Origin of the sequence: Thermococcus eurythermalis (assembly GCF_000769655.1) — an archaeon.
Lineage (GTDB): Archaea > Methanobacteriota_B > Thermococci > Thermococcales > Thermococcaceae > Thermococcus > Thermococcus eurythermalis.
The window spans coordinates 681,692-694,122 of sequence record NZ_CP008887.1; the positions used below are offsets into that span (position 1 = coordinate 681,692).

The 12,431-nt window shown below is 51.9% G+C and carries 12 protein-coding genes; 6 read left to right on the top strand and 6 right to left on the bottom strand.

Annotation, left to right across the window (positions count from 1 at the left end):
* Positions 1–189: 189 nt before the first annotated feature.
* Entirely contained in the window at positions 190–363 is a 174-nt protein-coding gene (locus TEU_RS11780; protein ID WP_169741387.1) for a hypothetical protein, read from the top strand.
* Here TEU_RS11780 and TEU_RS03585 read toward each other — a convergent pair.
* Positions 360–1,838 (bottom strand): hypothetical protein, encoded by a 1,479-nt coding sequence (locus tag TEU_RS03585; RefSeq protein WP_144244809.1) that lies wholly within the window; start codon positions 1,836–1,838, stop codon positions 360–362. The genes TEU_RS11780 and TEU_RS03585 overlap by 4 nt on opposite strands.
* 81 nt (positions 1,839–1,919) lie before the next feature.
* Positions 1,920–5,120, bottom strand: a complete 3,201-nt coding sequence (gene ileS / locus TEU_RS03590) for an isoleucine--tRNA ligase (RefSeq protein ID WP_050002491.1) — start codon at positions 5,118–5,120, stop codon at positions 1,920–1,922.
* A 160-nt stretch (positions 5,121–5,280) separates the two neighbouring features.
* Between ileS and yjjX the strand changes: the two genes are divergently transcribed.
* The 3 genes from yjjX to TEU_RS03605 all read left to right on the top strand — a co-directional run bounded on the left by yjjX (position 5,281) and on the right by TEU_RS03605 (position 6,805).
* Positions 5,281–5,823, top strand: a complete 543-nt coding sequence (gene yjjX / locus TEU_RS03595; RefSeq protein WP_050002492.1) for an inosine/xanthosine triphosphatase — start codon at positions 5,281–5,283, stop codon at positions 5,821–5,823.
* Positions 5,824–5,979: 156 nt separating this feature from the next.
* Positions 5,980–6,324, top strand: coding sequence for a hypothetical protein (locus tag TEU_RS03600; RefSeq protein ID WP_144244810.1), 345 nt, complete (start codon positions 5,980–5,982; stop codon positions 6,322–6,324).
* Between the two features lies 1 nt (position 6,325).
* Positions 6,326–6,805 carry a putative toxin-antitoxin system toxin component, PIN family gene (locus tag TEU_RS03605; RefSeq protein ID WP_050002494.1) on the top strand — a complete coding sequence of 160 codons (480 nt, stop codon included), beginning with the start codon at positions 6,326–6,328 and terminating at the stop codon, positions 6,803–6,805.
* On the opposite strand, the gene TEU_RS03610 is transcribed toward TEU_RS03605, so the two are convergent.
* On the bottom strand, positions 6,797–7,180 hold the full coding sequence (locus tag TEU_RS03610; RefSeq protein ID WP_050002495.1) for a hypothetical protein: 384 nt from the start codon (positions 7,178–7,180) through the stop codon (positions 6,797–6,799). The two genes, TEU_RS03605 and TEU_RS03610, sit on opposite strands and share 9 nt — an antisense overlap.
* 63 nt (positions 7,181–7,243) lie before the next feature.
* Positions 7,244–8,074: a DMT family transporter gene (locus TEU_RS03615; protein WP_050002496.1), complete on the bottom strand. Its 831-nt coding sequence runs from the start codon at positions 8,072–8,074 to the stop codon at positions 7,244–7,246.
* A gap of 191 nt (positions 8,075–8,265) precedes the next feature.
* On the opposite strand from TEU_RS03615, the gene TEU_RS03620 reads away from it, so the two are divergent.
* On the top strand, positions 8,266–8,697 hold the full coding sequence (locus tag TEU_RS03620) for an OsmC family protein (RefSeq protein WP_050002497.1): 432 nt from the start codon (positions 8,266–8,268) through the stop codon (positions 8,695–8,697).
* 109 nt (positions 8,698–8,806) lie between these two features.
* Here the strand turns inward: TEU_RS03620 and TEU_RS03625 are convergent, their stop codons facing one another.
* Positions 8,807–10,120: an RNA-guided endonuclease InsQ/TnpB family protein gene (locus TEU_RS03625; RefSeq protein ID WP_050002498.1), complete on the bottom strand. Its 1,314-nt coding sequence runs from the start codon at positions 10,118–10,120 to the stop codon at positions 8,807–8,809.
* Between the two features lie 135 nt (positions 10,121–10,255).
* Positions 10,256–10,564 (bottom strand): hypothetical protein, encoded by a 309-nt coding sequence (locus TEU_RS03630; RefSeq protein ID WP_050002499.1) that lies wholly within the window; start codon positions 10,562–10,564, stop codon positions 10,256–10,258.
* Positions 10,565–10,688: 124 nt separating this feature from the next.
* Between TEU_RS03630 and TEU_RS03635 the strand changes: the two genes are divergently transcribed.
* A complete protein-coding gene (locus TEU_RS03635; protein ID WP_050002500.1) occupies positions 10,689–12,416 on the top strand; it encodes a hypothetical protein in 1,728 nt (575 codons plus the stop codon).
* Positions 12,417–12,431: the final 15 nt, after the last annotated feature.

Consider the following 12,431-nt stretch of genomic DNA (forward strand, 5'->3'; position numbering starts at 1 on the left):
AAGTAACTTATGGGGGCATAAGTTATAAGGGTTTCGAAAGGATTAGTTAACTTCTACGCGCCAAGAAAAGTTGAAAAACTGACGGTTCCCCTACTTCTAACCATAATCGTTGCCCAGCCCTGGGTGGTGTGGAGGCTGGGGTTTTTGGATGAGGGGAAACGTTAAGTAAGCGAGAGATCAATTTTTGACATGACAGAGGATGAGAAACGCACTTCCAAGCGGAAGAAGGAGAAGAAAGGTAACATTGACGTTCTGATGATTGCGTTTGGAAGTATGGCCTGGGAAGAAGTTGAGGAACTCAGAAAAACGCTGAAAGAAGTTGAGGAGTGGATGAATGAGTGGAGCCCTCAACATAAGTGCTAGACGTATTTGGCGATTTCTGTAATCTTGTCCGTTAGGTATTTTTCAAATGCCTTTTTGTTTAATACGATGAAAGGTGCAGCATCTGGCCGTGTAACTAGCCGTGAAGTGATTCCAAGTCTGTTCATATCTGCCAACACCTCGGCTACTGCTGTCTCAGGGAGTTCTAATATCTGTAGGAGTTCCTCATAGGTTCTCCGGGCAGTTTGTGCATGCACTATTTCGGAAACTCTAGCAATCACATAATAAGCACTCAGCTTTTGGGCGTAATATGCTAACTGTGGTGGCTCTTTCGTGCGCGAGATAAAGAACTCAAAGAGCTCTCTGGGAGCTTTATAAACTTCCTCAATGGGGTGCCATCTTGAGTCATACAGGTAATCCTTTATTGCAAGTCCAAATCTTTCTAGTTCTTCAAAGAGGCTAAGCGCAAAGTCTCTTAGTGTTGTATACGCTACAAACTTTGTGAATAGTGCTATGGATGGGGAGGTAAGACGAATGTATGAGCTTCTTCCTATATAGATTGATTTCATGATTTTCAGTGGATTTTTCTCATAGGGTTCTGGTTTGTATAGTACTCCGTCGTAGAGTTTCCTCATTGGATTTATTGGATAGCTTATGTAAAAGTCATCTTGGCCTGGATACCTTGTTGATAATGAACCCATCAAGACAATCCATATCTGGGAGCCATAATTTTGAATGAGCCTGCCAAGTTCGTCCTGATATTTACTGATTGTTTTAGTAACAATTGCGTGACCTGCTTCTCTCCCCCGTTCGTTCGGGAATAACACCAACTTTCTGCTGTATCCAGTTCCGACTCGTTGAGTGTTAACAAGTTGTAGTTTCTCAAGGATTGCTAACACTTCCGGTGGAATGTTTACAGTTTGATATTCCCCAGGCATCCTTGCCGCAGGGTTATATCCCACTCGTTTTTCCGCTTGGAGTTCCCCCGAAATGTAGACTCTTCTCAGTGCATCAAACACGTCTTTCTCGTACATCTCCAAGCCAATGTCATAGAGTTCATCTCGTATCTCTTGGAGGATGGAAGAGGCTATGTTTTCTATCTCAATCTCTGGTTCTTGTTGGAGTCCCCCTCTAAAATACGGGTGAGTTGGAGGTATTCTTAGGTCCCGGCGAAGCTCATGTTCAAAGGAAGTCGGATCGAGAACCTTTACAATTTCTCCATCAACCAAAATTTTATCCACGTGTTTTGAAGGGCGAAGGACGATAATGTATTTGTATGTGTACCCATTCATTACCAGCTTCTTGGCATCTCTGGCGACATCCCCGCTGTCTACAATCTCCACTCCTATTGTTATATGGCCCTTTTTACCGACGACGTCGGTTCTTCCGTATCCTCCTTCTGGGATTCTCGCAGGTGTTTCTTCTTGAGCCGTGAATCCATAGAATCGAAGAATCTGCACAACGTCTTTTTGTATTAAGTTATGGTCAGAAAATGTCCATTCAGTCATAGCTGTCACCGTAATTGATGTCTGAGAATTTAATTTTAACTTTTACGATTAAAATGGTGAAACAAGTGAAGGCTGAAATAAAAAAATTCCTCACTCCACCTTCTCAATCCCTATCTTCGCCTGCACTTCGGGCCACTCGACGACGAATCCCTTCGCCTCTCCGAAGACCACCTCGGTTGCCCTCGTCTCCTTCTTTATGTAGTCGAGGTTCTCCTCGAGCAGTTCGCGGTTCTCGTCGGTGGTCTCGATGGTGACGGCAATTCTGTCGTTGACGTCCAAATCAAGGCGCTTGCGCATCTCCTGTATCCTCCTGACGAACTCTCTGGCGAGGCCCTCGGCGAGGAGCTCCCTCGTGAGGGTCTTGTCCACGAAGACCCTTCCTCCCTCGAACTCCTCGCTGACGAAGAAGTCGGGCAGTTTCTCCTCGATGGTCAGGTGCTCCCTCGTGAGGTGGAAGGTCTTTCCTTCGAGTTCAACGTCCATCTCACCCTTCTCGTAGAGTTCCCTTCCGTGCTCGTTTATCCAGTCTATCACGAGTTTTGCGTCGCCCTTGAACTCCGGCCCGACCTTGGCGAAGTTGGGCTTGATGACGAGCTCGCGCTCGACCTTTCCGACGACCACTTCTTTGGCGTTGAGCTGGTCGCGCAGGATTCTGTTGAGCCTCTCAACGGCCTTCTTCACGGTCTCGTCCTCGGTCTCGACGATTATCCTCCTGACCGGGTAGCGGAGCTTTATCTTGGCCCTCTGCCTCGCTGAAGAGCCAGCCTCGACTATCTTCCTTACCGCCTCCATCTCGCGCTCAAGCTCCTCGTCTATGGCTTCCTCGTCGGGCTTTGGCCAGTCGAGCATGTGGACGCTTTCCACGCCGAGGAACGGCCTGAGCATGTTCTGGTATATCTCCTCGGCTATGTAGGGCGTGAACGGGGCCATCAGCCTCAGCAGGACGTCGAAGACCTTCCAGACGGTGTAGTAGGCCGCCAACTTGTCCGGGTCGTCGCCCTCGACCCACATGCGCTTCCTGATTAAGCGAACGTACCACCTGCTCAGGTCCTCGACGACGAAGTTGTAAATGGCTCTCGTCGCTTTCGTCAGCCTGAAGGTCTCTATACCCTCTTCGACGTCCTTTATGAGCCCGTTGACCCTGCTGAGTATCCACCTGTCTTCCTCGCGGAACGGAAGCTCCTCTGGCTTGAGCTTCGTCGGGTCAAAGTTGTCGAGGCTCATGTATGTGGCGCTGAGCACGTAAACGTTCCAGAGTATGTTGAGCATTCTCTTGACCTGAGCCAGGCCCTTCCAGCTGAAGCGGAGGTTCTCCCAGGGGTTGGTGGCCCAGAGCATGTAGAACCTGAATGGGTCCCTTCCCTCCTTCTGGACGACCTCCTCGGGCCTTATGATGTTGCCGAGGCTCTTGCTCATCTTGTCTCCCTTCTCATCGAGGACGTAGCCGTGCATGGCCACCTTCCTGTACGGCACGGTGTCGAAGGCTATGACGCTCGCGGCCTGCTGGGAGTAGAACCACTTGGTGACCTGGTCTTCGCCCTCGACTATGAAGTCGGCCGGCCAGAGCTTCTCAAAGAGCTCCTTGTTGCGTGGGTAGTCGAGCGACGCCCAGCTCGCTATTCCGCTGTCGAACCACACATCAACGACGTCTTTAACGCGCCTCATTTCCTTGCCGTTGACCTTTATGATGAAGGCATCGACGTAGGGCCTGTGCAAATCTTCTGGGCCAAGCTTCTCCTCTATGACCCTGAGCTTCTCGTTGTAGTCCTCCGGAAGTTCTATCCTCTCGCCGTTAACCTCTATGGCCACAGAAAGTCTTACAAGCTCCTCAAAGCTTCCAACGACGTATATCTCGCCGTCCTCGCTCTGCCATATCGGGAGCGGTATTCCCCAGTACCTCTGCCTGCTTATGACCCAGTCGCCCGAGTTCATGACGCCGTTGTCGTACCTTACTTTGACCCACTCGGGATACCACGTAACCTTCTCGTCGTTCTCCTTGATTATCTTGTCCTTCACCTTGCTGACCTTGAGGAACCACTGGTCGGTCGCCCTGAAAATCAGCGGGGTCTTACAGCGCCAGCAGTGCGGGTACTTGTGCTCTATCGTTCCGGCCTTCACGAGGTAGCCCTTCTCCTTTAGGTGCTCTATTATCTCCGGGTCGGCGTCCTTGACGTAGACGCCCTTCCACCTGCCCTCGGTGTAGCGACCCTGGTCGTTGACCGGGCTGTAAACAGGCAGACCGTACTTCTGCCCGACCTCGAAGTCCTCCTCACCGTGGCCCGGCGCGGTGTGAACCAGTCCGGTACCGTCCTCAAGCGTAACGTGCTCGCCGAGGATTACGCGGTGCGCCCACTCGTACTTCTCGCGGAACTCCCTCTGCCTCGGGTACTCGTCGAGAAGGACGTGAACGTATCTCACTCCCTCAAGCTCCTCGCCCTTGAACTCCTCGACCACCTCGCCCCTGACCCCAACCTCAGCAAGAACGCGCTCGACGAGAGCCTTCGCGATTATCCAGTACTCCTCGCCGTTCTCGGTCTCGACCCTAACCCTCGCGTAGTCGTACTCGGGGTGAACGGTAACGGCTAAGTTGGCCGGGAGCGTCCACGGTGTGGTAGTCCAGATGAGGAGATACTCGTTCTCCTTGCCCTCGACCGGGAACTTGACGTAGATGCTCGGGTCCTTCCTGACCTTGTACTCACCGCGAACCTCGTGCTCGGCCAGAGCGGTCTCACAGCGCGGGCACCAGTGGAGGACGCGCTTGTCCTTCTCCAAAAGCCCCTTCTCCCAGGCCTTCTTGAGCGTGAACCAGCCGGACTCTATGTACTCGTTCTTTATGGTCATGTAGGGATTGTCCCAGTCCATCCAGATTCCGAGCATCTTGAACTGCTCGGTCATTATCTTCAGGTTGTTGAGGGCGAACTCCTTACACTTCTTGATGAAGTTGTCAACACCTATCTCGGTCTCGATGTCCTTCTTGGTTTTGAGCCCGAGGGCCTGCTCGACCTTGACCTCTATCGGCAGGCCGTGCATGTCGAAGCCCGGCTGTCTCCTAACGTTGTAGCCCTGCATGGTCCTGAAGCGGATTATCATGTCCTTGATTATCTTGTTCCAGGCCGTTCCGAGGTGTATCGCACCGCTCACATAGGGTGGTCCGTCGAGGAAGTAGTACTTCGGGCCGTTCGCCCTGCTGGCCTTGACCTTCTCGTAGGTGTTGTTCTCTTTCCAGAACGCCTCTATCTTTTCCTCAAGCTTGCCTGGGTTGTATTCTCTAAACTCTGGCTCCTTAATCATCCCAGAACCCTCCAGAAGTGATAGTTACGGCTAACCCAGAAGAGGGCTTAAGCCTCGAAACGGGCGGAGCGAAGGATAAAACACTCCCCCCTCATGGGTATCGGGCCAGAATTGGGAAGCGAGCTTATAAGGTTTTCTACCAACTGGCTTCGGTGGTGGTATGAGAATCGCGGTCGGCTCAACCAACCCAACGAAGGTCAAAGCCGTTGAGAACGTGATGAGACGGATTTATGGCGACGTTGAGGTCTTTGGCGTTGAAGTGGACAGCGGCGTTTCAGACCAGCCTATCGGTCTGGAGGAGACAACGCGGGGAGCAGTTAACAGGGCAAAACAGGCCTTGGAGAAGACCGGTGCCGACCTCGGCGTGGGAATCGAGGCGGGGATATACCCGTTCCCAAAAACGCTGACGGGCTACCTCGATATTCAGGTCTGCGCGGTGGCGAGCCCAGATGGGATGATAACCGTCGGCCACGGGCCGGGCTTTGAGTACCCGCCGGTCGTCATCGAGAAAGTCCTCAATGAGGGCGTTGAAGTGGGAATCGCTATGGGCGAGCTCGTCAAAGACCCTGAGCTCAAGAAGAAAATCGGCGCGATAGGCGTCCTGAGCAAAGGGTTGCTCACGAGAACGGAACTCAACGAGATTGCAGTCCTGATGGCGATGATACCGAGGCTGAACCGTGAGCTCTATTTCGAGAAGGAATAACGGGAGTGTACCCTCCCCGACCGTCCCCCGCTCATTCATCACGGGGGTGTGAGAGGGGAGGGCGGTTACGGTTAGGCTTTCGGGTTTTAAGATTTTATGGAGTTTTAGCCAAGCACTGTCAACGGTAGAGTTTTATAATCCGTCGCGGATAAAAGAATGGGGAGAGTTATGGCGTCTGATGTAAGGGCGATTGAGTTAATGCTTAAGACCGACGAAGAAGCCAGGCGTTCGGTTAGTGAATGGATTGTCCAGCTCGCGAGGAAAATTCATGAGAAGCCCGAGGACATAGTGTGGTTTTTTGAGATGAAACGACTGATGAGGGAAGTTGAAAGGCTGGCCACTACCGTTACTGATGAAGAGCTTGAAAAGTGGGAACGTGAACTGGAGGAGGAGCATGTTGGGATAGATTACAACCTTGAGGAACTTATGAAGATAGGTGAGCGGAGCTTTAAGAAGTTTAAACGCATCGAGGTGAAGTTGAGAGAGTTAGGAGTTGTTTGAGATGGCGGGTAAAATCAAAGTTGTGTTAGATACATCCGTCCTTATTAGTGCGTTGAAGTCTAAGGACCTTCCAAAATCTCCAGCGTGGCATATATTAAAGGCCCTTCAAAGGGGCTATATCGTAAATTTTGTCTCAGATGAAATCATCGAGGAAATGAAAACTCAGGTTCTCGGCATCGGTATGGAAACGGGGTTTACGAGACGTGCATTGCGGATTTTGGCGATGGTTATTAAAAACAGTGTCATGGTTCGTCCTCGGCGAAAGTTCTCCGATGACCATGAGTTCCTAAAGAACCTGGGGGACCCGAATGACGCTAAGTTCTTTGACGTGGCCTACGCCAAGAAAGTGGATTATATTATCTCGGAAAACACGAAGCACATCGTCCAGATGAGGGATGAAGCCACCAAAACTTATCGTTTTGATGGAAGAAAAGTTAAAATCCTGAGGGCGGGAGAATTTGTAAGAGAAGCCTTACGATGAAGCTTTCTCCTCGACCTGTCTCTCCTCCTCGGGCTCGCCCCTTCTCCTGCTCTCGTTCTTGATGACCTGAATGACGTAGTCGATGAACTTCCTGACCTCCTCAAGGTCTTCCTCGGGGATGTCCTGGATTTTCTTGTTCTTGGTCTTGTACGTCAGCAGTTTAAGGAGCGCGAGCCTTCCGAGGGCCGTCTTGGTGCTTATCTCTCCGTTCTTCCAGTCGCGCCATATGGCGTTTGCTATGCCGTAGAACTCCGGGATGCTGTCAAGCCCGGGATCGTCAACGTCTATGACTTCCTTTCCCAAGTACTTGTAGCGCTTCTCCTTTTCTTCCTTTGAGAACTCTCTGGTCTTCTTCTTGATGTAAGCGTGCACCATGGCAACCACCTCCGGAAAATGGTTCGCTCTGATAATTTATTAACCTTTTGTTTCCAAATCTCTCTACCGGTGGTTCCGTATCTCGTTCCAAACGCCTGCCATGATTAAAGCCGCACCGAGGTAGCCCTTGAGGCTCAGGACTTCTCCTATCGTCAGAAAGGCCGATATGTGGCCGAATATCGGCTCGGCAGAGTATATCAGCGCCGCTTTATGGGCCTTCGTGTTCCTCTGGTGCTTCACCTGGAGTGTGAACGCTATAACGGTAGCGAATACCGAGGTGTATAAGATGCCGAGCCAGGGGAGGGGGTTCTTTGGAAGTACGAAAGGTTCAAAGATGAGGGCAAACGCCAGCGAGAGGACGAAGTTCCAGAATATCTGCCAGAATGCCAGGCTGAGGTAGTCTTTCTCCCCGAACTTCTGGATGAGAACTATCTGGAAGGCGAAGCTGAGGGCGCAGAACACTGTGAGCAGGTCGCCGTAGTTGAAGTCCAGGCTCGCCCCTGAAATCAGGTAGAGACCTGCCAGGGCCACCGCCAGCGAGATTACATCCCGTGGCTTGAGCCTATCTCTGAGAATGAAATACGCTATGAACGGTGTAAAGACGACGTAGAGCGAAGTGATGAAGGCTGAATTCGAGGCTGTAGTGTATTTGAGGCCCACTATCTGGAACCCGTGGCCGAAGAACAGAGTGAGCCCAACGATAAACCCCTCCTTGAGTGTCTCCTTCTTCAAGACCTTTGACCTGAAAACGAGGAGCATCAGGAGGGACGCCAGACCGAAGCGGTAAGCTAGAAAGAGTATCGGCGGGAGGTAGTCAAGGCTAACCTTCATCGCGGGGAATGTAAAGCCCCATATCGCCGTGATGCCGAGGAGTATGAGCTCCGAGCGGTTCATCGCGTTCGTTACTGTCCCTGTGTGTTTATAAACTATTTCATCGAAGAAGACAATTCAGATGAATATTGGGTCGTTAAGGCAGGAGAAGCTGAGGAAATCAAAAAGCGCCTGAGTCTTTAACCTTTTCTTTTAAACCTCTGGTTTTGGTGGCCTTTTTAAGGCATTACTGCCAAAGTAATAACGGTGATGTTATGGTCGAGTATAAGGACATGGTTCTAAAGGTTGTTGGAGAGAGGCTCTCCCCGACCAAGATGAAGGTCAAGGCCGGAGATTTTGAGATAGTGATGGACAAGCTCGGTGGAGAGGCTCCTAGCCCAATAGACTACGTTCTTGCCGCCCTCGCCGGCTGTATAAACATAGTTGCCACCCTTGTTGCCAAGGACATGGGGATAAACATCGAAGACCTGAGCGTTGAGGTCGAGGGCGTCTTCAACCCCGGGAAGCTCTACGGCAAGGGGGACCAGAGGGCCGGATACAAGGAGATAAGGGTCAAGGTTAAGGTGAAGACCGACGCGGACGAGGAGACCCTCAAGAAGTGGCTTGAGCAGGTCGAGGAGCGCTGTCCGGTCAGCGACAACCTGGCCAACCCGACCCCCGTAAAAGTCGAGTTCGAGAAGTGCTGAAGGTTCCAGCTCTCCTTCTTTTGTATTCCTCTTGGGTAGCTTGAAAAGTTTGAGTGCGGTTTATTGAACTGACCTCCTCCCCGCCCTAAAGGGCGAGGGTTCCAACGAGTTAACCCCTCGCCAGTGATGGGGAGGTTTGAGGGGTTCTCATTAGGGCAACCCTTGAAAAGGGTTCTTCGAACCCCTCGGGGAGGGTCTTCCCCCCGTTACCCCTCCTCTGAGCATAAAGCCCGCCCAGATTCGGGGTTATGGTTTTCACAACCTTCTTCAAAATGTTGAAAGCACCAACTAAATCCGCGTTAAAAACAAGCCCCGTTGCGGGACACTTAAACAAACCCCTAACAAACCTCGCCCCCTCGTGAGGCTTCCCGCAGACAGGGCAAACCTTAGAAGTGAAAGCCTCACCAACAATCAAAACCTCAATACCATACTCTTCCGCAACTTCCCTAAGACGCTTAATAACCGTATTGAACCGCCACACGTGGGAGAGGAGGAAGTTCTGCCTTTTGCCCCTATCAGAATTCCGAGCTATGCTCTTAGGATAACCAACGACAATTTTAGAAACTCCCAACTCGTAGAGCTTTCTAACCGTTCCTCTTACGGCAGTGTTAATGTAGTGTTTAGCCTGAAGTTTCGCTTTATCGTGCATTCTCCTGAGTTTTCTACTCGCTTTAGCTCCACTCTTGTTGAGTTTTGACTGGTAGTCAGCAATTTTTCTCCTCCAGTAGAAGTCAATGCTTTTAAGCGGTCTTCCATTGACCAGGAAACTCTCGCCATTCTCCACGTAAACGGCCATGAGATTGTTCACTCCCAGGTCAATGCCCGCTGAAAGGCTCCCTTGTGGCGTTCTTGGAACGCTTACCCATTCCCCACCCTCAAGTTTTTCCTCGACAGTAAGGCTAACGTGAGCATACCATTTCCGCTTAACGGGGTCGTAGGTTATCTCTAACCGCCCCTGCTTGCCCTTCAGGTGAATTCTTCCCTTAAACTGGACTTCAAGGCGTTTAAACTTGCCAAGGCCTTTGAAGATTAGTTTGTTCCCTTCAACCTTGTACTGGTCGTTCCTGAGAACGATTAAGGGTTTCCTCCTCCCGTCTTCTTTGAGGTAGAGTGGAGGTTTTGGTTTGAGCCAAGAGGGGAGTTCTCCATTCCTCTTCTTCCTCAGGAGTGAGAAGAAACTCCGCCAGGCTTCAGCGTTTTTTCTCGCTATCTGCTGAACCGTGGCAGAACCGATTTCTCGTTTAAACTCTTCGTAAACGGTTTTTTCAGTTGAATTGAAGTCCACGATTTTGTGTTGGAAGAATTCTTGTCGCCTCAAGTAGTTTACTCGGTTCCAGGCTTTGGCTCCTGAATCGGCTAACTGGTGGAGGATTTTTGCTTGTTCTTTAGAGGGCTGGAGTTTTACTGTTACTGAGCGCTTCATATCAAGGCATGGTATAAATTTTAGGCTTTAAAATAGTTTTGCCTTCCTGCCTAAAGGCCGGTTGGGTGGTTTACTGCATCCCCGCCGTGAACGGCGAGGCTTTCAAAAGAAAAATGTAAGTTCCGGGTTGCTTTCTCACTCGCCAGGCCCATTGACACATGACATGTTCATAGCCAGGAGCATCTCGACGTAGCCTGATTCGAGGTTTTTCTTTATTTTGTCCGCCAGCTCCCTGAACTCCTCAACTGTGAGCGGCCTCTTGGTTTTGAGCCACTTAATCTTGCCATCGTTCTTGTCGAGGACTACCACCTCTTCTTCAGTTATGAGCGGGACGTAGTTCATCTTCACCCCGTACAGCTCCTCGGCAAAGGCCAGCTTCGCCCTCAGAAGCTCAAGGTAGTTGGCAAGGTCTTCCCCCAGAATCTTCCTGAACTCGCGCTCCATCTTTCCACCGCTGAAATTTCAATGCACAGGTTTATTAATCTATCGGGCACATCTGTGTAAAAATGCCCTTTAATTTTTCCGAAACTGAGATAAGGCCGAGGGATGTATCACCACAGGTGAGACAATGAAGATGAAGTATGCCCACCACTTCCACGCATACCAGCCTGGTGACATAGTTTACGTTAAAGATGGAGACGGCTCCGGGCCGATAGAGTATGAGGAAAGAAAGAGCCCCGTAGCGATAAAAATCCGGGGGGAGGAAGTTAAGGGTGAGAACTGGACGAGGGCGATGCTCTACTCCTATGAGCACATAGCGGACACGCTCTCGCGCATGAAGGGCATCAGCGTTGACATAGAGCCCTTCACGTTCCTTATGCTCCTCCACTACCATAAGAGCGCCTTCGAAGACGCCGTTGAGCTTCTGGGGAAGTTTGACGCTGTTCCAACGACCCCGTTCCACCCGATAGTCCCCCACTTTGACGAGTTCGAGCAGAGAATCCTCGCGAGAGTTTCATTCGACTTCTACGCCCCCCTTATTGGAAACGAACCTGTAATCGGCTACTGGCTCCCCGAGGCGGTCATAACACGCCGCAGTGCCGAGCTCATCGAGTCCTCAACCGACAGGAAGCTTGTGTTCCTCCTCGACGAAAGGCAACTCCTCTACGACTTCCCCCAGGCCAAGCACTCCTGCAACCGCTACGGCAACTCCTTTGTCTTCGGGAGGGAGTGGAGCATAAGCGACGCCTTCGCCTTCAACACCCTCGACGTCCCCGGCCTGGTTTCGGCCACCCTCGCCCTCAGGGATGGGCACAAGGAGAAGCTCGGCGTCCCCTATTTGGTCTTCACCGCGAGCGACCTTGAGAGCCTCCTCGGGAACCCCGCCCAGCTCGACCGCTTCACCGCCTGGATGGAGGGACTTGAGAGGAACGGCGTCGAACGGGTCTCGGCAATGGAGTTCGTGAGGAAGAAGCTCACCGGGGGGTTCAAGCGCTTGGACGGCGAGTGCTCCTTTGAGATGGGCGTCAAGGACTACTCAAGCTGGAGCGACTACTTTGACCTGAGCACGGACGGCAAGACGAGCGACTGCCGGTGGCTTGGATACAGGAGGGCAGACGGAAAGGTCTTCGCGAGAGAAGTGAACGGCAGGAAAATCTCTCAGCTCTGGAAGGTCGCCTTCACACGCCTCTTCGAGGAGCTGAACAGGGTGGTGAGGCGGGGAGTCTTGAAGGGCCTCGAAGGGCTTGGGGCCAACGCTGAGGAGTTCCTCGTCCGCTACGCTAGGGTATTCTTTAGGGACTACTACGATTACTTCGGCATGGATACTTCGCTCGACTACGTGCTTGAGCCTGCTGGCGGAGACAGAAATGCCCTGAAGCTCGGAAGGGTTTACTACCTCATGCTCCTCGCAAACCACTCCTGCCCGCGCTTCTGGGAGAACCTCGACACCCGCGTCGCCTTCGGCAACGTCGCGGTAATGACGAAGGCTTTAATAGAACTCATAGACTACTTTGACGGGGATGAGCTCCAGAACCTCTTCGTGGAAGCCTACCTGAAGCTACTCAACTTTGAGAGCCTATATCACATCTGGAACTTCGGGGCGATGCCTTCCCTGGAGGGCTGGGAGACGAGTGAAGACGCCTGGAGGGACGCTCTTAGACCGGAAGTCCCCAACAGCGGCTACAACGTGGTGACGAGGGCCGCTCTATACGTCGGCAGGCGCGACCTTGGGGGCGAACTGAGGGCACTCATTGAGGGCTATAACCTCGACTGGGCAGTGGCTGATACCGGCCACATACCGGGCGAGAGGCACGGCCACTGGGAGAACCAGGAGTGGTGCGAGCACAGGAGATGAGCCTTGTGTTATCTC

Bases quoted from the DNA above. Each gene is read 5' to 3' on its own strand.
- TEU_RS03620 (WP_050002497.1), top strand. From the start codon at position 8,266: ATGGTCGAGTATAAGGACATGGTTCTAAAGGTTGTTGGAGAGAGGCTC.
- TEU_RS03615 (WP_050002496.1), bottom strand. From the start codon at position 8,074: ATGAACCGCTCGGAGCTCATACTCCTCGGCATCACGGCGATATGGGGC.
- TEU_RS03625 (WP_050002498.1), bottom strand. From the start codon at position 10,120: ATGAAGCGCTCAGTAACAGTAAAACTCCAGCCCTCTAAAGAACAAGCA.
- TEU_RS03600 (WP_144244810.1), top strand. From the start codon at position 5,980: ATGGGGAGAGTTATGGCGTCTGATGTAAGGGCGATTGAGTTAATGCTT.
- TEU_RS03635 (WP_050002500.1), top strand. From the start codon at position 10,689: ATGAAGATGAAGTATGCCCACCACTTCCACGCATACCAGCCTGGTGAC.
- TEU_RS11780 (WP_169741387.1), top strand. From the start codon at position 190: ATGACAGAGGATGAGAAACGCACTTCCAAGCGGAAGAAGGAGAAGAAA.
- TEU_RS03610 (WP_050002495.1), bottom strand. From the start codon at position 7,180: ATGGTGCACGCTTACATCAAGAAGAAGACCAGAGAGTTCTCAAAGGAA.
- yjjX (WP_050002492.1), top strand. From the start codon at position 5,281: ATGAGAATCGCGGTCGGCTCAACCAACCCAACGAAGGTCAAAGCCGTT.
- TEU_RS03630 (WP_050002499.1), bottom strand. From the start codon at position 10,564: ATGGAGCGCGAGTTCAGGAAGATTCTGGGGGAAGACCTTGCCAACTAC.
- TEU_RS03605 (WP_050002494.1), top strand. From the start codon at position 6,326: ATGGCGGGTAAAATCAAAGTTGTGTTAGATACATCCGTCCTTATTAGT.
- ileS (WP_050002491.1), bottom strand. From the start codon at position 5,120: ATGATTAAGGAGCCAGAGTTTAGAGAATACAACCCAGGCAAGCTTGAG.